Raw genomic sequence first — 20711 nt, 5'->3', positions numbered from 1 at the left:
CGCAGATCACGCCGCGCTCAGACGGTCCGGCTTGCGCATACCGGTCATCGGCAATGCCTGTTCATAGCCTTGGGCAACCAGTTCACCGAGCGTCTTTTCCAGCAATTCGCTATCCTTGCCGGGCACCGAGACGATGATTTCCGCCGGCAGGTTGCGCAGCATTTTCCCAAGGCTCGAAATCTGCACCGCGCCGCATTCGACGAGAACCGTATCATAGGCGTCGGAGAGCGCGCCGAGGATCATCGTCAGGCGATCTATCGCGCGCATGGCCTCGCGCGGCTGCGCATTGCCGCGCGGCACGATATGGGCGTCGGACAGGCGGTCACTGTGAATGGTTTCACCGAAGGCGGCCGCACCCGCCAGAAGGTCCATGACACCGGGAAGCCCGGCTTCCGGCGCCATCAGCCGCGTCGGACAGGCAGACGCCGTCATGTCAACGAGAACGACCGAACGGCCCATCTCGGACAAAGCGCGCGCCAGCATGACGGTCGTTGTCGAACCGCTATCACCGGCTGGAGATACAATGGCGGCAACCGGTTTGGCAAGACGGCTGGCCAGGAAACCTGCGACAGCATCGATCGAGAAATCGTCAGAAGTGTCGACGTCCTCTTCCACTGCCTCTTCCTTCGCAGCCGCGACAGCTTCCACCGGCGGGGCCAGCGTGGCGGTAGCGGCTACAGCCGGCAGGTGCCGTTGCTCCTTTTCGGCAGCGGGCTGGTATGCCGCAACCGGCATGGCCCGCGCAGCAGACGGTATGCTCTCATGATGCACGGCAACAGGCTGTTCCGGCATATCCGTTGCCTTGTCCGGATCGGCTGGAGCACGCGAAGGGGAAGGCGGATCGGAGAGCGGCGGAACCTGCTTCCGGCCCATCGGCTTCAAGGCCCGGCCGGTGAAAAGCTCCACCAGCATGACCACGATGCAGGACAGCAGAAAGGCCGCCAGAGTAACGACGATGGTAATGGCGCCGGTCTTCGGGAAATAGGGTTCGCGCGGCTCCACCGCCGTCGAAATGACACGAGCATCGGCCGGCGTGGAATCCACCGAGCCGGCGCGCGACGTCGCTTCCCGATAACGAGCAAGATAGGTTTCCAGAAGTTGCCTCTGCGCCGAAGCTTCCCGCTCCAGATCGTTGAGGCCGACCTGCTGTTCACCCGCACGCACGCTTTCCGATTTCAGCATGTTCAGTTGCTGGATCAGCTGCCGTTCCCGCAGACGCGAAACATTGGCCTCGTTTTCGAGACTTGCCAGCACCTTGCGGGTTTCCTCCTGAATCTGCCGCTGTATGCCGTCGAGCTGGTTGCGCAGCGCCCGGATGCGCGGATGGCCTTCCAGCATTGAAGACGAGAGATCGGAAATCTGGCTGCGGATCGTGGTTTCGTTTTCCTTCAGCCTCTGGATCGTCGGGGAACCGACGACATCGGGGAAAGTATCAAGCGGACGGCCGGTAGCAAGCGCGTTGCGCACGCCTTCCGCCCGCGCCTCCGCATTGGCGCGCTCTCCGCGGATACGGCCAAGTTCGGTGGAGATATCGCTGAGCTGGCGGGTGGCGAGGGTTTCGCCCTGCCCCGCCGAGAGAAGATCGGACGAAGCGCGGTAATCTGCGACCTTCCTGTCGGCGTCGCGCACCTTTTCGCGCAGACTGGCGATTTCCGGTTCCAGCCAGCGCGCCGCTTCCGTGCTTGTATCCAGTTTCGCGCCGCTCTGCAGGGCGATATAGGCCTTCATCATCTCATTGGGGATGGCGGCGGCAAGCTTGGGGTCCTGCGAGGAGAACTCGACGGTGATGACGCGCGAGCTTTCGACCTGATAGACCTGCAGCTTCTCCCGGAAGGCCTTCAGCACCCGTTCTTCGGGCAGCACCTGAAGCGGGTCCTTCTTGACGCCGACGGCGACCAGCAGCTGCGAAATGAGCGAAGGATGGGCTTCAGGATCGAATTCATCCAGCTCGTAGAGCTTCATGTCTTTGGCGACCTGCTTGATGAGATCGACCGACTGCAGGATCTGCACCTGGCTGGAAACGGTCAATTCATCGAGCACGGGCTCGGCGGGCGCATTGGACTGCTGCGAAGCGCCGAAGGAGGCGGTGCGGGATTCGATGAGCACGCGCGCCTCGCCCTTGTAGGCAGGCGACATCATGCTTGATATCACGAAGGCGGAGCCTCCGGCCAGAAGCGTGATCGCCGCGATCCGTCCCTTGCGCTGCCATATGGCTGCGACAAGCTGCGCAAGATCGATATCCACATCCCTGTCGTCAATGCGATCGCCGTTCATGCAGGCTCCGTAACCGAGACAAACCTCGGGCGCTCAAATATAGATGGCCAATTTTCGCGAAGCTTAAGTCTTGCCGGTAACACAACAGTTAATCCCGGAGAATCCGACGAAATAAAGCTGATATTACCATCGCTCGCCCGGGTTGTTTACCGCACATTAACCCTAACAGAACGATAAGAATGATCAAAGATCGACTCGGAGCCAGATCAGATGCCGCTCGCCGGATCACGACATGTCACCGCACTGACGCTTGCCGTTCTGACGGCCCTTTCCGGCTGCGCGGCATATCAACCCGCGCCGAGGTCCTTCAATGAGGCTGCCCTGCAACCCTATCATGTCGATAGCGGCGACAGGCTGCGCATCAACGTGTTCGAGCAGGCCGGACTGACCAATACCTATACGGTCGATCAGGCCGGCTATGTCGCCTTCCCGCTCGTCGGCCAGGTTCCTGCCCGCGGCAAGACGCTGCCGCAGCTCGAAGCGGCCATTGCCGCCAAGCTGCGCCAGGGCTATCTGCGCGATCCCGATGTGACGATCGAGATCGACCGTTATCGTCCGGTCTTCATCATGGGCGAAGTTGGCCGTCCCGGCCAATATTCCTATGTGCCTGGTATGACGGTCCAGAACGCCATCGCCATTGCCGGCGGCTTCACCCCGCGCGCCAACCAGGCCGATGTCGACATCACCCGCAAGATCAATGCCGAGGTGATGACCGGCCGGATCGGGATTACCGCCCCCATTCTGGCGGGTGACACCGTCTATGTACGCGAACGCTTCTTCTGAAAACGGAGCGGCGAACGTGTCGGATGACGGCCCACCCCTGCGCATCATTCACTGCTTCCGCTCCCCGGTGGGCGGCGTTTTCCGCCATGTACGTGACCTTATCGAGGAACATGTCAAACAGGGCCACAAGGTTGGCATCGTCTGCGACAGTTCCACCGGCGGTGCGCATGAGGAACGGCTTTTCGCACAGATCACCCCGATGCTGGAACTTGGCCTCACCCGCCTGCCCATCCGGCGGTCCATCAGCCCCGGCGACCTCATGGCGCTGTGGAAATCCTACAAGCACATCAAAAGTTTGCGGCCGGACATTCTGCACGGGCACAGCGCCAAGGGTGGCGCTCTTGCCCGGCTGATCGGCTCACTCCTGCGGGCGAACAGGTATCGCGTAGCCCGCCTCTATTCCCCGCATGGCGGCAGCCTGCATTATGCCAGAAACAGCCTGAAGGGGCAGCTCTTCCTGCGGCTGGAGCGGTTTCAGGAGCATTTCACCGATGCGCTCTGTTTCGTCTGCAATTTCGAGCAGACGACTTACGAAGCCAAGGTCGGCAAGCCGCGCACCCACACCGCGATGATTTATAACGGCGTGCAGGAAAGCGAGTTCGAAACCGTCCCCGCCCGCGATGATACGGCCCGTTTCCTCTACATCGGCATGCTCCGTGATCTCAAGGGACCGGATGTCTTCATCAGGGCATTCGCGAAAATGGAACGCAGCCTCGGCCAGCCCATGTCCGGCGTGATCGTCGGCGATGGACCGGACAGGGACAAATATGCCGCGATGATCGACAAGGCCGGGCTTTCCCGGCGGATTTCCATGCATGCGGCCATGCCCGCCAGACAGGCTTTCGAACTGGCGACGACGGTGGTGGTGCCTTCGCGCGCCGAAGCCATGCCCTATATCGTGCTGGAAGCGCTTGCGGCGGGAAAGACGGTCATTGCCTCGCATGTCGGCGGCATTCCCGAAATCCTCGGAGAAGACAGCGAGGCGCTCGTCCCGGCGGGCGATGCCGATGCGCTGGCGCGGATCATGGTCAAGGATGCCGAGGATGCCGACTGGGCGCAGCGGGTCATGCCGCACCCCGACAGCTTCAAGGCGAAATTTTCAACCCCTGTTATGGCCGATGAGATGATGAAGCTCTATCGCGACCTGCTGACGAGCTAAAGTTATTTAAAAACACGATTTTTAATTGTATATTCCAGCCGTCCTGTAGAAACTGATCATAAACGTTTCTTAGCATGTTTCGGCTAGTTTTCTGCTCGTAGAGCGCGGCCATCCACCCGGATGCACAAAGGGCGCTCTACCACTTTGAGGTTGCGTATCGTTCCGGTTGAAAATCTGTGCGGTTTTCAGGTCGATGCGCTGGAGGGTGCGGACCAAAGCAATGACCAAGACTGACAAGGACAGACTGCAATTCGATCTGGCGTCATTGCGCAAGAAAATCTCCGAGCGTCAAACCGGAGAATCCTCCGCATCCGAACCCGTCGTTCTCAATCCGCTTGCTCGGCAGATCGCCAACCAGCTTCGCGCCGGCAATCATTCGCCCAATATGGTGATCGGGCAATTGCGGCTTCTCGAATTTACGATGCTCGTGGTCATCGCCGCCATCGTCAACGGCATCGCGGCCGATCGCGGTCTCGAAACATTTCTGGCGGTTTTCGGCGGCGGCGTGCTGGGGGCGGCGCTCTGCGTCTTTCTTCTGCAGGCGGGTGATTGTTATCAGCTTCCGACACTGCGCACGCCGCTGAAGATGTTCGCCCGCATTCAGGGCGCCGTCTGTCTCTCCTTCGTGGGAATTGGCTGTTTCCTTCTCCTCTTCTTTCCCGATGCGCTGCACTCCTGGCAAGCCTTCGGCATCTGGTACGCAACGGGTGCGATCGCGATCTTCGCCGGTCGACTGATCCTCGGTTTTGCCATTCGCCACTGGGGCCGCAACGGCGTCATGGAGCGCCGCGCCGTCATCGTCGGCGGTGGCGATACCGCTAAGGACCTTATCCGCTCGCTGGAGCAGCAATCCGATAACGATATCCGCATCTGCGGTATCTTTGACGACCGGAAAAGCGCCCGCTCTCCCGAAGTTGTCGCCGGTTATCCCAAACTTGGCACCTTTGCTGAACTGGTGGAGTTTGCCCGTCTGACGAAGCTTGACATGCTGATCATCGCCCTGCCGCTCAGTGCCGAGGCGCGCATTCTCCAGCTCCTGCACAAGCTCTGGATACTGCCAGTCGATATCCGCATCGCGGCGCATGCCAATAAATTGCGTTTCCGTCCCCGCGCCTATTCCCATGTGGGCAAGGTGCCGATGCTCGATGTGTTCGACAAGCCGATCCGTGACTGGGATTCGGTGGCGAAACGGGTGTTCGACATTACTTTCAGCCTCATCGGTATCGCCATTTTGTGGCCGGTGATGCTGGGGGCGGGAATTGCGGTGAAAACGACCTCGAAAGGCCCTGTTCTCTTCAAGCAGAAGCGCCACGGCTTCAACAATGAAACGATCAATGTCTGGAAGTTCCGTTCCATGTATACGGAACTCAGCGATCCGACCGCCAAAAAAGCCGTGACGAAGAACGACCCCCGCGTCACACCGGTCGGCCGCTTCCTGCGCAAATCCTCGATGGACGAGCTGCCGCAGCTCTTCAACGTTCTCTATGGCGATCTTTCGCTCGTTGGGCCGCGCCCGCACGCCGTTCATGCCCAGACGGGCGATCTGAAATATACCGAGGTGGTGGAGCATTATTTCGCGCGCCACAAGGTGAAGCCCGGCGTTACCGGCTGGGCGCAGATCAACGGCTGGCGCGGCGAGATCGACCACGGCGACAAGATCAAGTTCCGCACCGAATATGATCTCTATTACATCGAGAACTGGTCACTGTTCCTCGATCTGAAGATCCTGTTCCTCACGCCGATACGGCTGCTCAAATCGGAAAACGCCTATTGACCCACACCGGTTACCAGCACGCGGCGAATTTCGACGCACCGTTGGCCACCATGCGGCTCATCGGATCGTTCTTCATCGCCTTCGGCGTGTTCCTTTCCGGCTTCGTCATCTCCGAACCGGCCCCTTATGAATTGATGATGGTGGGACAGGTGGCCGTGTGGTTCCTGCTTGGCCTTCGCCTTTCGCGCACCGTCGTCCTGCTTCTGTGCCTGCTGCTTGCCTTTAATGTCGGCGGTTATCTTTCGCTCACCACCATGGCCGATCTGGATGAGGGACCGCTCTATCTCGCCGTCTCGACCTTCCTGGCGCTGACCTCGGTTTTTTATGCGGCGATCGTGGAGGACAAGTACCAGCGGCTGCTTTTGATTTTCCGAGCCTGGCTTACGGCAGCGCTGATCACAGCGCTGCTCGGCATCATCGGATATTTCCACGCCATCCCGGGTTTTGAGGTCTTCACTCTTTACGACCGCGCAAAAGGCGCTTTTCAGGACCCGAACGTCTTCGGTCCCTTTCTGGTGACACCGTCGCTTTACCTGATCTACGGCCTTCTCACCGGCAAGGCGATGCATGCGCCCTGGCGGATCGCCGGGCTGCTCATCCTGTCGCTTGGCGTGTTCCTGTCGTTCTCGCGCGCGGCCTGGGGCCTGTTTCTGTTCGCCACCATCCTCCTCGTCTTCGTCATGCTGCTGAAGGAACGGACGGCTGCGTTTCGTCTGAAAATCCTCGTGCTGTTTCTCGTCGCCGCCGGGCTGATGGTTGCGGCGGTCATCATCGCGCTGCAGTTCAAGCAGGTGGCGGATCTATTCTCCAGCCGCGCTTCGGCGGTGCAATCTTATGATGGCGGCCATCTCGGGCGTTTTGCACGCCACTATCTCGGCTTCCTGCTCGCCATGGAACACCCGCTCGGCATCGGCCCCATGGTGTTCGACAATATCTTCCCCGCCGCCGAACATAATATCTGGCTGAAGAGCCTGACCACGCATGGCTGGTTCGGTTTCGTCATCTATCTGGTCCTGATCTGCTGGACCATTGCCGCAGGTTTCAGGCATCTGCTGCGGCCACGCCCGTGGCAGCCGTTCCTGATCATTTCCTGGGTGACCTTCGTCGGACACGTAATGATCGGCGCCGTCATTGATACCGACCACTGGCGGCATTTCTTCCTGCTGCTGGGCATATTGTGGGGATGCATGGCGCTTGAGAAGCGCGAAAGCCTGCGCCGCCGCGCGCGGGCCGCCTAAAACGCTTCACCTTACGGAACCTTACGCCATTTCATGCGTTTAGCCCCCGATTCTGACTGTCAAACGGGGAGACATCTTATGACGCAGACCAATAATCTCTATCTCATCATCGGCGCACTCCTGGTGGTCCTTGTTGGCCTTGGGGCTTATGTCTGGCACGAGGAAAGCAAGCCGAAGGGGATCGAGATGAATATCGGCCCGAACGGCGTTTCCGTTCAGGAGAATTGATCCGCAAGCGTCGCGCAAAGTCCGGCCATTAAGACCGGGTGCATCCCACGCCGAACACGGCCGGGATGTACCCGGTCTTCTTATGAGAGAGGACGAAAGGCGGGATCGATGCCCGCTGCGCCGGTTCGGTACGAATGATCCGTATCGCCCGATCAAGGAAACAGCTAGCGCAATGGTCTCCTCCATCGACCTGTCCACACGCCTCACCGCCACCAGGCTCGCCCTCAAGGCCATCAAGGAGCAGGAAGACAATTCCCCTGCCACATCCTCCTCGACGCGGGCGGCTCTCATCGATTCCTACGGGCTCGACACCTCATCTTCTTCCACCAATACGCGCCTCACCCAGCTTCTGGCGCAATATTCCCAGACCTCGAGCGAAGACACGCAGACCGACGATACCGATACGCAGCTTTCTTCCGGCGATATTAGCAAGGCCGATTTCATGAAGGAGCTGAAGGAGATGCTGGAAGAACTGACCAGGGACCCGGACAAGGCTTCGCAGGCCAAGGCCATGCTGGAGGCTTTGACAACAGGCACGCTGACGGTCTCCGATCCCGCCGAGGGCGCCCAAATCAAGGCGTGGGACGTGGCCTCCGATACAAAAACCACCTCCAAGCCGACGACGGAGATCACCACGACGGGATGGAGCGACTTTCTGAAAGACCATCTCAAACGCGACGGCTCGGCTTATGCCAGAAGCGAGACCGGCGCCTATGTCGACACTGTTTCCGGCGACAACGCGTTTTTCGGCAGCGTCGGCAGCCGTTATTATTATCTCACCTGGCCACAGGCGAAAAACGGCACCCTGACCGTATAAAGCCAGATTTCCCGAGGACTGAACGGATCGCTGCGACATGGAACATGCCGCAGCGTCGCTTTTTCGTCTGCTCAGACGGCAGGCGCGGTGGCCGGTTCGGTTCCACCAGAGAGCGCCTTTTGCAGCTGCGCTTCCTGCGCCGGCGACAGCGAGGTCTTGATGACCCGCCCGCGCAGGCCTTCGAATTCTGCCAGCACCTTTTCCGGCTGCACCTTGCGGATCAGCACGAATAGCGCCGAAGAACCATTGGGAATGGTCTCGCCGAGTGATTTGATGAAATCATCGTCGATACCGAAATCCGTCAGCGAACCCGCAAGGGCGCCCGTGCCGGCACCAATCGCGCCGCCGATGGCAAATCCCGCCAGCGGATTGAGGAACAGCAGGCCGACAAGGCCGCCCCACAGACCGCCAGACAGGAAACCGGAGCTTGCGCCGATTGCCGTCAGATTGACGCTCTGCTTCAGATGCACCTTGCCGTCTTCATCGCGAACGACGACCACGGCATCTTCCAGATCAACCAGATATTCCTTTTTCAGGCCTGCAAGCTTCAGAAGCACCCTGTCGGCCACTTCCGTTCCGTCAAAACCAACAACGACGAGTTCGGACATAGTTCGTCTCCCTGAGTTTCAATTCCGCTGCGATTGAACGCCGAAGAACGCAGCTTGTTCCGGCAATGATGGAAAGAGGATGTGTCACGCGTTTGACGGTCGCCCATGCCGGAAAGCATCACCCTGCCCCGGCCCCTTCCTGCCGTCCACACCCTTTGTTCCTTTTTTTATGAAAAGACCATTTTCCGCTTGCACCCTAACAGGCTTATATATAAACGGCTTTCAGGTTCGGAGCGTAGCGCAGCCCGGTAGCGCACTTGACTGGGGGTCAAGGGGTCGTGGGTTCGAATCCCGCCGCTCCGACCATTAAAATCAGATAGATAGCCAGTTCCCCCAGAGCTGGCTATATTTGTTTTAGCTCTCTAGTAATGAGCGCTATGCGCGAGTTTAAAAGACCCTGTTCGGGTGTGCATTTATCCAAGCCTTGAGAACGAAGTGTGCTGAGATGGCAAAAAAACCGAAAATAGAACACTCAGAATTCTCGGGCGAGTTTGAAGACGAGGGCATCACTGTCCTTGTTGATATCTACCGGCCGGCTGGCACCCAGCAGGATTGGACGCTCGAGGTTATCAGCGAGCATGACGATGTCACCACCTGGGACGAACCTTTCGCTACCGACAAAGACGCCTGGGAAGAATTCCTGGCCACTTGTGAGAAGGATGGGATTCGCAGCTTCCTGGATGGCGAGGATCCGTCGGTTCATTAACGTTTGATTCCACGGCACCAAGTCGTCGGGGTTGTGGGCCGGAATCCCGTGCTCCGACCATTCTCTTCTTGATCCGCCATTTTTGATTGAGAGCGTCCTCCGGTTAAATTTCCGAGAATACAGGCTCAAGTGTAAAGCCGCTCGCCATCGAAGGACGGCGCGCATTGCCTTGTTGACTCTCCGCTAAAATTAGAACATTTAGTGAACAAAAGAGAGGTCATCCACTATGCCCGACGCTGAAAAAATCACCCCTACACGGCCCGACGACATAGCGGGATATGTCATCCAGTGTCATGACGGCGATGCGAAGGCGGCTGTCAAAGCGCTTCTCGGCGAAATCGAGCATTTGCAGGAACAGCTTTCCCTTGCGGTCGCCATCATGGGAAATGGATATACGCGCGGTTGGAAGCCCGACGCGAGGCGGGATTAGAATCGTCTCCGCCACAGTCTTTGGGCGCGATGACGCATGCCGGCAAGCCAGATAGTCAATTGAGCCTTAGACAAAAATCCCTCGCCATGTCGGCTGCCGGGGCGGAGAGATGAGTTTAAGGCTGCGTGGTAGCCCGCTGGGTGGGCGGTAGCCGGCAGGGTGTCCCTACGAAGGGCGGTGCCGGCATCTGTTGCCTACACCGCCTGCTCCACGCGATGTTCAATATTCGTTGGACGCGATCGCGAAATCGTCGATGACTGGCATCTTTTCCGCGTTTTCCCACGTCCGGTCCATGGCGTAGGTTTGCGACAGATAAGGAATGCCGATATGGCCGAAGCGGAAGGAAAGCTGGCTTTCCGCCTGCTCCTCATCAAACCGTGCGACGCGGCTGAGATAGAGAGCGGTGGCGAGGCCTGTCCTGTCCGCACCGGCCTTGCAATGAATGAGAATGGGTTTCGGCGCATCGCGCATGATCGCGACCAGCTCGTTGACCCTGTTCATGTCAAGCTCCTGGCTGGCCGACATGCCGAAATCGATGTGATTCAATCCGAGCTCGCGGGAGGTCTCGACCTCATCCCGATACCAAGCCTTGGCTTCATTCGCACCGCGCAGATTGATGACCGTCCTGATACCATGGTCCCTGGTATAGCGGACGAGCTGCTCATTGCTCGGCTGGTTGGAGCGATAAAGCTGCCCCGCGACTACCTCGTGAAAATTGCCGAGGAGCTGAATGGCGTAGAGATAACCGCCCGTGGCAAGCACAGCAATACCCATGCCCCAAAAGGAGCACTTCCAGAATCTTCGCATAATAAAACGGTTCCCTCATTCGACGAGAGAACCGATACAGGTGGATTCTGACAGTAAGCTGAAAGTTCTGCGACAGTATTGTAAGAGTAGAAAATTTGCGCTTGATCAACGCACAAAAACGTAGACCGCATAGACCGCAATGAGTGCGGCCGCCGCCGCCGCGGTGATGGCGCCAAGACGTTTCTCGATGAAATGGCGTACCGGTTCACCGTATTTCTGCAGCAACCCGGCCAGGATGAAAAAGCGCGCACCGCGCGTGACGACAGCCGAAAGAATGAAGAGGCCGAGGCTGATATTGGCAGCACCGGAGAGAATTGTGACGACCTTGATCGGCGGCAGATGCGCGAGCCCCGATGTCACCAGCAGGAGAACGATTGTCTCGTAATCCACCGAGTTCTTCAGATGCTCGAAGCTGTCGAGCTTGCCGTAAAATTCGAGAATGGGCCGGGCAAGGCTCTCAAAAGCATAATGACCGAGGAACCAGCCGGCGATGCCGCCGAGAACCGAGGCGACGGTTGCAACGAGTGCATAAAACATCGCCTTTTTCGGCTTGGCCAGCACCATGGGCAGGAAAAGCACATCCGCAGGTACGACGAAGACGGAGCTTTCCACGAAAGCCACGATCGCCAGCCACCATACGGCGGTTTTGCGCGCAGCGAGCGCCATCGTCCAGGCATAGATGTTTTTCAGCATTTCATGTCCCCGGGGAAGAGTGTTGCGGAGTGAAGACAGGCAGGAGCCAGGGTAGGCCGGCGGTAATTCATGTGGTTTGCCGACGGCGGCCGGCGGGCCGGAGAGACCGAACCCGAATGAGAATTAGAGACAACGCAAGAGAATGGCAAATGTTGGAAAATTTATTTTTGCATCGCAAAAAATCATAATGACAAGCATTTCCCGCCCATACCGAGAGCCGGTTGCTGCAATGCAAAATTTCACCCTGTGGTAGATAAGTTCGCCTTTTTGCTGTAGAATGAAGGCGGACGGAAGAGGAGGAAGTTATCATGGAATATGTAAGCTTCGTTACATCGATCAATCCGGTCATACTTGTCATTCTGCTGGTGGTTCTTCTTGCAGGGGCTTACAGCAGCTGGGTTTCGCACTGAGCAGGACGGAACCACTCGACCAAATGTGAAAGGCTCCGTTTCTATCAATGATAGGCATTGGGCTGGATGAATGTTATCAAGCCCGGAGTTAAAACAACTCCCGGGAAGCCGTATGACGAACGAATTCGCATTCACTGATACGTCTGAAAAGCTCAGCACGACGCTTGAGAAGCTAATAGGAAAGCTGCAGGGTCAGACGATCACGTTGCGCGAGTTGATGGAAGCAATCGGCGAACAGGGCCTGTTGCTCATCTGCGCGATCGCATCCCTACCCTTTCTCATTCCGGTTTCCATTCCCGGCGTCAGCACGGTCTTTGGCGCAGCGATCATCCTTGTCAGCCTGGCAATCACCCTCAATCGCCTGCCATGGTTGCCGGCAAAAATTCTTGACCGGCAGATGGAAACGGCAAAGCTTGTTCCCGCCCTTCAAAAAGGCGTCGCCATTGTCTCCAAGCTCGATGGTTTCATCCGTCCGCGCATTCCCGCGCTGACGACGGGCATCATCGCCAACCGGATAAACGGGCTTGCGCTGATGACGGCGGGCGTATTGCTGATGATGCCGCTCGGCTTCATTCCCTTCTCCAACACCCTTCCGGGTGTCGCGATCCTGCTTTTTTCGGCCGGGATGATTCAGCGGGATGGCGTCACCGTGCTCGGCGGCTATCTCTTCCTGGGTCTGACGACGATTTATTTCGCAGCGCTCGCCTATGCGGCTTTCTGGGCCGGCCAGGGCATCAGCAGCTCCATCGGCGCTTAAGACCTATCGCCGGCCGCCATTACGGCTGTCGCGGCCGTTCTGCCGCGACGCCCACCAGACCGCCAGCCGTCGCCGCTGGCGGCGAACCACGGGCAGATCGTGGGAAAGCACGATGAGACCAAGCGGAATCATCCAGAAACCAAGGACGGGCAGGAAACCCAGCGTTCCGCCCACCACCAGAGCCGAGCCCGTCGCGATCCTGCCGACGCGCGAACGCGGCATGGCAAGGCTCCATTTTCCGACATGGAGACGATGCGTTCTGTGGTCGATACCGAATTTCATTCCATCCTGCCCTTTTTCATCTGGCCTGTGGATAATTTTTTCACCGTCGACAAGCCCGGAAAATCGGGACTCTGGAGGGATAAAACAAGAGGAATGCGTTTTTTTTGAAAAAACCGCTTGGCAAATCGGAAAAGCATTTGTATTACCCCGCTCACACCGCGCCAAGCGGTGCACGTTCCCTGGTAGCTCAGCGGTAGAGCATTCGACTGTTAATCGACAGGTCGCCGGTTCGAATCCGGCCCGGGGAGCCATCTCTCTCAAAAACATGTTTTGAAGAGCGAAGTGCCGCTGCAATTCGCTCGATTTGGATCGGGGATTTTCCTGCATTCCCGGTTATTCAGCCGTCAAACGGTCAGGTCTTCTTGATCGCCCGTTTCGTCGCCCTTGTGGCGTTGGTCAGTGCCGGCGGATCACTTGCCGGAAAACTCTCCTCAAGGCTCTCGGTCAAATCGTCGTCCTTGTTTCTGACCGTAGATTTCTGCTCCTTCTCAAGCGATTTTACCGCCGGGGATTTGGCCTTTGCCGAGGCTGCCTTTTTCGCTGGCATTTTCTTCGCAGGCGCCTTCTCCGCTGACGCCTTCGCGGCAGCTGGCTTCTTCACGCCATTCCCGCTTTTGGACTTTGCCGCTTCCGCATCTGCGGAAAGTTCCCGTTCTGCCTCGATCCAGTGTCTTTCATGATGCCCGTCGGGTCTTCCTTCCCTCTCCCATATTGCGCGCGCTTTTTCACGGATTACGGCTTCGCGGTCATGGCTCATAACGGACCTCCCTCTTCGTGTTGCACCGGTTTTGATTGTGCCACTGAAAAAACAAAAAAAGCCAGAGTTTGTTCCGCGCGGTTTCGTCGCGGGTGAGCATTTCCGCGTGAAAGGGAACCGTTGTCGACCGCGGATCGTTTGCCCTGCAGAAACCCGCAGGAGACCATTTCATGAACACCCCGCAAAAGCCGAAAACCGAACCGCTTGATATTCGCGACGAGGATGTCGCGCGTTTCGAAACCGACAGCGAGCTGAAAGCAAAGGACGGCGAGATTTACCCGGACGAGAGCATGAGCCTGCGTGCACGCCGGCAGGCGGCAAGGCAGCATGAGGACGCCTTCATCGTCGCCACGGACCTTGAGGACGATGACCAGCGCGAGGCGGCGCCGGGCACCAGAGAGCAGCCATAGGCCGAAAATGGAAAAGGCGGGTCAAAGCCCGCCTTTATCAAAGGAATGCCTGGAGATTTTATCGACGGACCGACACGATGGCCTTGCGATTGAAGTTCGACACCTGCACCCGGCCGGACTGATTGCCGCCGAGGATCTGGGCGGTCTTGCCGCTCATGCTTTTCAAAATGCCGGCGTGATAACCGCGGCCGTTGCGAATGACAACGACATCGCCCGGCTTGGCCTGGCCCACCGGAACGGCATAACCGAAGGATGTCCAGGACTTCGCAAATCCATAGGATTTGGGAGACTGCCGGCCGGCCTTGCTGGCGACAGCATGCAGGAAAAGGCCGCACCATGGGGTGCTGCGGGGATTTGCGCCAAGAATATTCTTGAGGCTCTTGTTGTTCTTGGACTCGTGCAGCCCGGTGTATTTTTCCGCCTGGTTCAGCATGCCGGCCGAGGCCGATGCAACGACTGTAAAAGACAAGGCAACGGATAGAATTAACGCGGATACTCTCAAACGTCTCGCCCTTATGTTAGAGGGCGCCCGTGTATTGTGACAATTTAGCGACAATTTGACGAGAAATGGGCAGAAATCAGACACCTATTCATGTGCGCTGATCTGTCATTGCTTCAGAACAGGCTGCCCTGCACCTCATCGGCGCGGCTGCGGCCGGCATTTTCGAGATCCAGCATGCGCAATTTGGTGGTGGTTCCGCCCGGTGCGGAGAAGCCGCCAAGCCTGCCGCCGGCAGCGAGAACCCGGTGGCAGGGAATGATCAGCGGCACCGGATTTTTCGCCATGGCCTGACCGACATCGCGGGCCTTTTCCATGCCGAGACCAAGCGTTTTTACGATGCCGCCATAGGTCGTGGTGTCGCCCCAGCCGATCTGCCGCGCAACGGCGTAAACATCGAGGAAAAATCGCTCCTGTCCGGCGAGGTCGAGTTCTACGGTCGTAAAATCGATCTGCTCGCCGCCGAAATAACGGGTGATCATTGCAATCACCTCACGCGTGCGTGTTTCCGGAACGGCGATGGAGGCGGATGGCAGGCGCTTCTGGAGAAGTTTTTCAGTCTCACCGGCGTCAGGGCTGGGCAATTGCAGACGCGCGATACCGCGCCCCGCCCAGGCAAGGCCGCAATGGCCGAGGGCCGTCGGAAAAACAATATAGCCGTAGTTATTGCTCATTGCCGTCACTCATTCGCCTTTTCGCATGCACGATGCCATATCCCGCATTCGAAACAACCCGTTTCCTGCCTCTCAACAAACAAGGCCACCCGTTTTTGCCGGGTGGCCTTTTACACGTCAGTCCTGAAAATCCGCTCAGGATGCGATTTTGCCCTGCTCTTCGACAAGGCATTGCGCCTGCCGGCTGGCGGCAACGAAGGCCGTGCGGGCGATTTCTCCCGCCACATCGCCCATCAGCGAGGCGCGGCACAGACGCAGCGCCTGTTCATGCGCCTTGTCGCCACGTTCGGGCCATTCGTGCTGAAGAAAATCGAAGGCTTCGTAAACGCCATTGAAAATCCGGGGAGCACCGTTTTCAAGGGAGATGGTAACGGGCTTTTCCCACTTAACGTCGTTCAGCAACATTGATTGCACTTCCATGCTCTATTAACCCGCGACAAACGCCGGCCCCTCCAGTTGGTTCCCTTCATCAGCGGTTTCAAGGGCGAAAAAATAACCCTCGAGAAACCATGTACCTCCATCTTTCCATTCTAGCCGATTTGCGGAACAAAGCGTCTCAACACTCGTTCAAGCGGAAGTGAACCGGGTCCTTTCATGCCGACAACAGCCTCCCCCGTCATCGTCTGGTTCCGCAAGGACCTGCGCCTTTCGGACAATCTTGCCCTGCTTGCCGCCGTGGAGCATGGCGGCCCCGTCATCCCCGTCTATGTCAGGGAAAAATCCTGCGGCCCGCTCGGCGGCGCGCAGGGATGGTGGCTTCACCACTCCCTCGCCTGCCTTTCCGCCGCGCTGGAAAAAATCGGCGGTCGCCTTGTTCTTGCCAGCGGCGACGCCGGCGAGACGCTGCGCCAGCTGATATCCGAAACCGGTGCTGACGCAGTATTCTGGAACCGCCGTTACGATCCGGCAGGCATGGCGACAGACAAGGCGCTGAAGCAGAAGCTGCGCGACGATGGCCTGACGGTTCGCAGTTTTTCCGGGCACCTGCTGCACGAGCCATCCCGGCTCCAGACGAAATCCGGCGGTCCCTACCGGGTCTATACGCCCTTCTGGCGGGCGCTGGAGGGCGGCGAGGAGCCGCATGCGCCGACGGACGCGCCGAAGAGCCTGAAAGCGCCGAAGGCATGGCCGGAATCTGAGAAGCTCTCCGATTGGAAGCTCTTGCCCACTAAACCAGACTGGGCGAAACACTTCAGCGACATCTGGGCTCCCGGCGAGGGTGGCGCGCAGGAGAAACTCGATGATTTCATCGATGGCGCCCTGAAAGGCTATGAAGAAGGTCGCGATTTTCCGGCAAAGGACGCAACCTCCATGCTCTCGCCGCATCTGGCCCTGGGTGAAATATCACCTGCCACCGTCTGGCACGCGACGAAGGGGCTTTCCCGCAATATCGCCTCAAACGATATCAGCCGTTTCCGCAAGGAAATCGTCTGGCGGGAATTCTGCTATCACCTGCTGTTTCATTTCCCTGGGTTGGACGAGAAGAACTGGAACGAGAGTTTCGACGCCTTCGGCTGGTGGGACGACGAGACATCCTTCAAGGCCTGGACACGCGGCATGACGGGTTATCCGATCGTGGATGCCGGCATGCGGCAATTGTGGCGACACGGCACCATGCATAACCGGGTGCGCATGATCGTTGCCTCCTTCCTCATCAAACATCTGCTGATCGATTGGCGGAAGGGCGAGAAATGGTTCCGCGATACGCTTGTTGATGCCGACCCGGCCTCAAATGCCGCCAACTGGCAATGGGTGGCGGGTTCAGGCGCGGACGCCTCGCCGTTTTTCCGCATTTTCAACCCCATCCTGCAGGGCGAGAAATTCGACGCCGATGGCAACTATGTGCGCCGCTTCGTGCCGGAGCTTGAAAAGCTCGACCGGAAATACATCCACAAGCCGTTCGAAGCGCCCAAAGAGGTCTTGAAGAAGGCGGGCATCGAGCTTGGCAAGACCTATCCGCTGCCGATCGTCGACCATGGAAAGGCGCGGGAAAGAGCGCTTGCCGCCTATGCCGAAGTCAAGAAAAACGCATAAAATTGGGTATCGGCAAAATTTTGCGTGGCTAAGCCAAAGCCGGGAAGATAATTTCTTGCGTTGAAGCGGTTGTAACGGGACATAACGGCACCTAATTTCCGCTCAGACAAGAAGGCTCAATCATGACCATTCACTCCTCTGCGCTCAGTGCTATTGGCAACACGCCGCTCATCCGTCTGAAAGCCGCCTCTGAAGCGACGGGGTGTGAAATCCTCGGCAAGGCGGAGTTCCTCAATCCCGGCCAGTCGGTGAAGGATCGCGCCGCGCTCTACATCATCCGCGACGCCGAACGGCGCGGGCAGTTGCGGCCGGGTGGCACTATTGTGGAAGGCACGGCGGGCAATACCGGCATCGGCCTGTCGCTGGTCGCCAATGCGCTCGGCTACAAGACGGTCATCGTCATTCCCGAGACGCAGAGCCAGGAAAAGAAGGACGCGCTGAAACTTCTTGGCGCGAAGCTGGTCGAAGTTCCGGCAGCACCCTATTCCAACCCGAACAATTACGTGAAGGTCTCCGGCCGGCTGGCGAAACAGCTTGCCGCAACCGATGAAAACGGCGCGATCTGGGCCAACCAGTTCGACAATATCGCCAACCGTCAGGCCCATATCGAAACGACCGCTCCTGAAATTTGGGACCAGACGGATGGCAAGGTCGATGGTTTCATATGCTCGGTCGGTTCCGGCGGAACACTTGCGGGCGTTGCTGATGGCCTGCGCGATTTCAATCCTGACATCAAGATCGGCCTTGCCGATCCCGAAGGTGCCGCCCTCTACGAATTTTACAAGCACGGCGTCCTGAAGTCGGAAGGGTCCTCCATTACCGAGGGTATTGGACAGGGCCGCATCACCGCCAATCTGGAAGGTTTCACGCCTGACTTTTCCTATCGCGTCTCCGATGCAGAGGCGCTGCCGGTTCTGTTCGATCTGGTCACGAAAGAAGGGCTTTGCCTCGGCGGCTCCTCCGGCATCAACATTGCCGGCGCAATCCGCCTTGCCCGCGAGCTCGGTCCGGGGCATACAATCGTGACGATATTGTGCGACTACGGCAATCGTTATCAGTCGAAGCTCTTCAATCCGGATTTCCTGCGTTCCAAGGGACTTCCGATTCCACAGTGGCTGGCGACGAAAAGCGAGATTGCGGTTCCGTACGAAACCGTTTGAGGACATGCCGAAATGCCTGTGAATGCCCTGTTCCGTGACGATTTTTATCTTTCCACCGCAGAAGCGATCGTCACGGCGGTGCATGAGGATGGCGGCATAGAGCTGGATCAGACCTGCTTTTACGCCACCTCCGGCGGCCAGCCGGGCGATAGCGGCTTTCTCGAGCGGGCAGACGGGTCGCGCATCGAACTCGGCATCACCAAAAACGGTGCCGACAAGAGCGTGATCGTCCATGTGCCGCTCGAAGGCCAGCCTTCTCCGGAGATCGGCGAAAAGCTGACCCTGCATGTAGACTGGCCACGCCGCTACAAGCTGATGCGCATGCATACCGCCTGCCACCTTCTGTCCGTTGTCTGCCAATGGCCGATCACCGGAGCTGCCGTCGGCGAGGACGAATCGCGTGTCGATTTCGATATGTCGGAGACCATCGACAAGGATGAGGTCACGGCAAAGCTGATGGACCTGGTGAAAGCCAACCATCCCGTCTTCCTGCAATGGATTACCGACGAGGAGCTGCAGGCCAATCCGGGCATCGTCAAATCCAAGAATGTTCGCCCGCCAATGGGCCTCGGCCGGGTCAGCCTTGTCTGCATCGGCGAAAATTCTGCCATCGACAGCCAGCCCTGCGGCGGCACCCATGTTTCCGAAACGCAGGAAGTGGGCGATATTCACATTGCCAAGATAGAAAAAAAGGGCAAGGAGAACAGGCGGTTCCGCATTCGTTTCGGCGCGCCTGAAGCTGCTGCCTGAAATCAGGAGAGACATCGTGAGCACGGATAAGAGCCGTTTCGTCGTTTCGGCGGACTGGGTAGAAAAACAGCTCGGCACGGCCGGGTTTCGTCTCGTTGATGCCTCGTGGTATCTGCCGGCGCATAAACGCAACGGCGCGGAGGAATTTGCGGCCGATCACCTGCCCGGCGCCGTGTTCTTCGATCAGGACAAGATCGCCAATCATACGACCGGCCTGCCGCATTCCCTGCCCTCGCCGGAGTTCTTTGCCGAACAGGCTGGCGAGCTAGGGCTCAGCGATACCGACACGATCGTGGTCTATGACGGCCCCGGTTTCTTTTCCGCACCGCGCGTCTGGTGGATGCTGCGGGTGATGGGCGTGCGCAAGGCCTATGTGCTGGATGGCGGTCTGGACGGCTGGAAGCGCGAGGGCCGGCCGCTCGAAACCGGCACGCCGGAAATCGAACCCGCAACCTTCACACCCGATTTCAACGAAAAGCGCGTGACGTCGCTGTCAACGATGCGCGGCATCGTCGACAGCGGTGAAAAGCAGATCGCCGATGCTCGCGGCGCAGGCCGCTTCACCGGCGACGAGGCCGAGCCGCGTGCCGGCATGCGTGCCGGCCATATGCCCGGCGCGCGCAGCCTGCCCGCGACCGCCTTTTCCGAGAACGGTCATTTCAAGGACCTCACCGCCATCCGCAAGATGGTGACCGACGCCGGCATCGATCTCGGCAAGCCCGTTGTCACCAGCTGCGGCTCGGGCGTTACCGCAGCCGTCATCACGCTGGCGCTTGAATCACTCGGCCATCAGGACAATTCGCTCTATGATGGCTCGTGGTCGGAATGGGGCGGACTGGAAGATACGCCTATTGTTGCCGGCCCCGCCGAGCCTGTTCCCGTGGTGTCGCATGGGCCTTTGAAGGCGCATGTGACACAGCTGGAAATGACCGCGCCGCCGAAGGTCAGCCTGCCGATCCCCGTCAACATTCAGACGGCGCTGATGCGGGTCAACAATATTCCCCTGCATTTCTACCGTTATCTCTACTGGCGGGTGGGGAAACGCTGGCACTGGCAAAAGCGCATGCGCATGAGCGATGCGGAGCTTTCCGCCATCCTGCGCGATCCAAAAAACAGCGTCACGGTCCTTTATATGAACGGTGCGCCCGCCGGTTTCTTCGAACTGAACAAGGCGAGCGACGAGGTGACAGAGCTGTCCTATTTCGGCCTGCTCGAAGAGGCGATCGGTGCCGGTGTCGGCAAGTGGTTCCTCCTGCAGGCGCTTTATGCCGCCTGGCAAGACAATCCGCAGCGGGTGACGGTGACCACCAATACGCTCGACCATCCGCGCGCGTTGCAGCTTTACCAGATGATGGGCTTTTCGCCCGTCGGCACCTATGAAGCCTGGGTGGAGCCGCTCGCCGATACGGAACTTCTGGAAATCTCGATGCGCAATTGAGGGGTGGCTGGCCTCCTCCCCGT

General features: G+C 58.6%; 23 protein-coding genes and 2 tRNA genes. 16 read left to right on the top strand and 9 right to left on the bottom strand.

Annotated features, from left to right (window positions below; translation table 11 throughout):
* Positions 1 to 6: 6 nt before the first annotated feature.
* Positions 7 to 2274, bottom strand: a complete 2268-nt coding sequence (gene uppB, locus AC5I5B_RS17315) for a polysaccharide biosynthesis protein UppB (protein ID WP_111792354.1) — start codon at positions 2272 to 2274, stop codon at positions 7 to 9.
* Between the two features lie 210 nt (positions 2275 to 2484).
* On the opposite strand from uppB, the gene uppC reads away from it, so the two are divergent.
* From uppC to AC5I5B_RS17285, 6 genes are all read left to right on the top strand, one after another.
* Positions 2485 to 3057, top strand: a complete 573-nt coding sequence (uppC, locus tag AC5I5B_RS17310) for a polysaccharide export protein UppC (protein ID WP_003502309.1) — start codon at positions 2485 to 2487, stop codon at positions 3055 to 3057.
* Between the two features lie 16 nt (positions 3058 to 3073).
* Positions 3074 to 4216: a polysaccharide biosynthesis type 4 glycosyltransferase UppD gene (uppD, locus tag AC5I5B_RS17305; protein ID WP_065694935.1), complete on the top strand. Its 1143-nt coding sequence runs from the start codon at positions 3074 to 3076 to the stop codon at positions 4214 to 4216.
* Positions 4217 to 4436: 220 nt separating this feature from the next.
* A complete protein-coding gene (gene uppE, locus AC5I5B_RS17300; protein WP_031233998.1) occupies positions 4437 to 5990 on the top strand; it encodes a polysaccharide biosynthesis glycosyltransferase UppE in 1554 nt (517 codons plus the stop codon).
* Positions 5987 to 7228, top strand: a complete 1242-nt coding sequence (gene uppF, locus AC5I5B_RS17295; RefSeq protein WP_080866082.1) for a polysaccharide biosynthesis O-antigen ligase family protein UppF — start codon at positions 5987 to 5989, stop codon at positions 7226 to 7228. The genes uppE and uppF overlap by 4 nt, the downstream gene beginning before the upstream one ends.
* Before the next feature lie 78 nt (positions 7229 to 7306).
* Positions 7307 to 7456 (top strand): hypothetical protein, encoded by a 150-nt coding sequence (locus tag AC5I5B_RS17290; protein WP_003496532.1) that lies wholly within the window; start codon positions 7307 to 7309, stop codon positions 7454 to 7456.
* Between the two features lie 172 nt (positions 7457 to 7628).
* Positions 7629 to 8273 (top strand): hypothetical protein, encoded by a 645-nt coding sequence (locus tag AC5I5B_RS17285; RefSeq protein ID WP_099085481.1) that lies wholly within the window; start codon positions 7629 to 7631, stop codon positions 8271 to 8273.
* A gap of 71 nt (positions 8274 to 8344) precedes the next feature.
* Here the strand turns inward: AC5I5B_RS17285 and AC5I5B_RS17280 are convergent, their stop codons facing one another.
* Positions 8345 to 8881: a DUF1269 domain-containing protein gene (locus AC5I5B_RS17280; protein WP_003502301.1), complete on the bottom strand. Its 537-nt coding sequence runs from the start codon at positions 8879 to 8881 to the stop codon at positions 8345 to 8347.
* A gap of 229 nt (positions 8882 to 9110) precedes the next feature.
* On the opposite strand from AC5I5B_RS17280, the gene AC5I5B_RS17275 reads away from it, so the two are divergent.
* From AC5I5B_RS17275 to AC5I5B_RS17265, 3 genes are all read left to right on the top strand, one after another.
* Positions 9111 to 9187 (top strand) — tRNA-Pro (locus AC5I5B_RS17275).
* A gap of 139 nt (positions 9188 to 9326) precedes the next feature.
* A complete protein-coding gene (locus tag AC5I5B_RS17270) occupies positions 9327 to 9587 on the top strand; it encodes a hypothetical protein (RefSeq protein WP_020012294.1) in 261 nt (86 codons plus the stop codon).
* Positions 9588 to 9813: 226 nt separating this feature from the next.
* Complete coding sequence (locus tag AC5I5B_RS17265; protein ID WP_111834302.1) at positions 9814 to 10017, top strand: hypothetical protein; 204 nt, start codon at positions 9814 to 9816, stop codon at positions 10015 to 10017.
* 219 nt (positions 10018 to 10236) lie between these two features.
* Here the strand turns inward: AC5I5B_RS17265 and AC5I5B_RS17260 are convergent, their stop codons facing one another.
* Positions 10237 to 10791, bottom strand: a complete 555-nt coding sequence (locus AC5I5B_RS17260) for a dual specificity protein phosphatase family protein (RefSeq protein WP_020810810.1) — start codon at positions 10789 to 10791, stop codon at positions 10237 to 10239.
* A gap of 138 nt (positions 10792 to 10929) precedes the next feature.
* Positions 10930 to 11517: a YqaA family protein gene (locus AC5I5B_RS17255; protein ID WP_003502297.1), complete on the bottom strand. Its 588-nt coding sequence runs from the start codon at positions 11515 to 11517 to the stop codon at positions 10930 to 10932.
* 522 nt (positions 11518 to 12039) lie between these two features.
* On the opposite strand from AC5I5B_RS17255, the gene AC5I5B_RS17250 reads away from it, so the two are divergent.
* On the top strand, positions 12040 to 12684 hold the full coding sequence (locus AC5I5B_RS17250; RefSeq protein WP_020012290.1) for an exopolysaccharide biosynthesis protein: 645 nt from the start codon (positions 12040 to 12042) through the stop codon (positions 12682 to 12684).
* Between the two features lie 3 nt (positions 12685 to 12687).
* Here the strand turns inward: AC5I5B_RS17250 and AC5I5B_RS17245 are convergent, their stop codons facing one another.
* A complete protein-coding gene (locus AC5I5B_RS17245; protein ID WP_020810808.1) occupies positions 12688 to 12966 on the bottom strand; it encodes a hypothetical protein in 279 nt (92 codons plus the stop codon).
* A gap of 176 nt (positions 12967 to 13142) precedes the next feature.
* Between AC5I5B_RS17245 and AC5I5B_RS17240 the strand changes: the two genes are divergently transcribed.
* Positions 13143 to 13217 (top strand) — tRNA-Asn (locus AC5I5B_RS17240).
* Between the two features lie 101 nt (positions 13218 to 13318).
* Here the strand turns inward: AC5I5B_RS17240 and AC5I5B_RS17235 are convergent.
* Positions 13319 to 13723 carry a DUF2934 domain-containing protein gene (locus AC5I5B_RS17235; protein WP_111834301.1) on the bottom strand — a complete coding sequence of 135 codons (405 nt, stop codon included), beginning with the start codon at positions 13721 to 13723 and terminating at the stop codon, positions 13319 to 13321.
* A gap of 170 nt (positions 13724 to 13893) precedes the next feature.
* On the opposite strand from AC5I5B_RS17235, the gene AC5I5B_RS17230 reads away from it, so the two are divergent.
* A complete protein-coding gene (locus AC5I5B_RS17230; RefSeq protein WP_003502291.1) occupies positions 13894 to 14133 on the top strand; it encodes a hypothetical protein in 240 nt (79 codons plus the stop codon).
* A gap of 58 nt (positions 14134 to 14191) precedes the next feature.
* Here the strand turns inward: AC5I5B_RS17230 and AC5I5B_RS17225 are convergent, their stop codons facing one another.
* The 3 genes from AC5I5B_RS17225 to AC5I5B_RS17215 form a co-directional block, all read right to left on the bottom strand.
* Positions 14192 to 14635 (bottom strand): TIGR02594 family protein, encoded by a 444-nt coding sequence (locus tag AC5I5B_RS17225; protein ID WP_020810805.1) that lies wholly within the window; start codon positions 14633 to 14635, stop codon positions 14192 to 14194.
* Between the two features lie 113 nt (positions 14636 to 14748).
* Complete coding sequence (locus AC5I5B_RS17220) at positions 14749 to 15306, bottom strand: methylated-DNA--[protein]-cysteine S-methyltransferase (RefSeq protein ID WP_111834299.1); 558 nt, start codon at positions 15304 to 15306, stop codon at positions 14749 to 14751.
* 135 nt (positions 15307 to 15441) lie between these two features.
* Positions 15442 to 15711 carry a DUF982 domain-containing protein gene (locus AC5I5B_RS17215; protein ID WP_003502285.1) on the bottom strand — a complete coding sequence of 90 codons (270 nt, stop codon included), beginning with the start codon at positions 15709 to 15711 and terminating at the stop codon, positions 15442 to 15444.
* 189 nt (positions 15712 to 15900) lie between these two features.
* On the opposite strand from AC5I5B_RS17215, the gene AC5I5B_RS17210 reads away from it, so the two are divergent.
* The 4 genes from AC5I5B_RS17210 to sseA all read left to right on the top strand — a co-directional run bounded on the left by AC5I5B_RS17210 (position 15901) and on the right by sseA (position 20688).
* Positions 15901 to 17340, top strand: coding sequence for a cryptochrome/photolyase family protein (locus AC5I5B_RS17210; protein WP_111834298.1), 1440 nt, complete (start codon positions 15901 to 15903; stop codon positions 17338 to 17340).
* Between the two features lie 122 nt (positions 17341 to 17462).
* Positions 17463 to 18500, top strand: coding sequence for a cysteine synthase A (locus AC5I5B_RS17205; protein WP_020810800.1), 1038 nt, complete (start codon positions 17463 to 17465; stop codon positions 18498 to 18500).
* Between the two features lie 12 nt (positions 18501 to 18512).
* Positions 18513 to 19250 (top strand): alanyl-tRNA editing protein, encoded by a 738-nt coding sequence (locus AC5I5B_RS17200; RefSeq protein WP_020810799.1) that lies wholly within the window; start codon positions 18513 to 18515, stop codon positions 19248 to 19250.
* A gap of 16 nt (positions 19251 to 19266) precedes the next feature.
* Entirely contained in the window at positions 19267 to 20688 is a 1422-nt protein-coding gene (sseA, locus tag AC5I5B_RS17195; RefSeq protein ID WP_111834297.1) for a 3-mercaptopyruvate sulfurtransferase, read from the top strand.
* Positions 20689 to 20711: the final 23 nt, after the last annotated feature.

The organism is Agrobacterium sp. (assembly GCF_059499945.1).
Note: the sequence above shows the minus strand (reverse complement) of the source record. Positions and strands in the feature narration are given on the sequence as shown.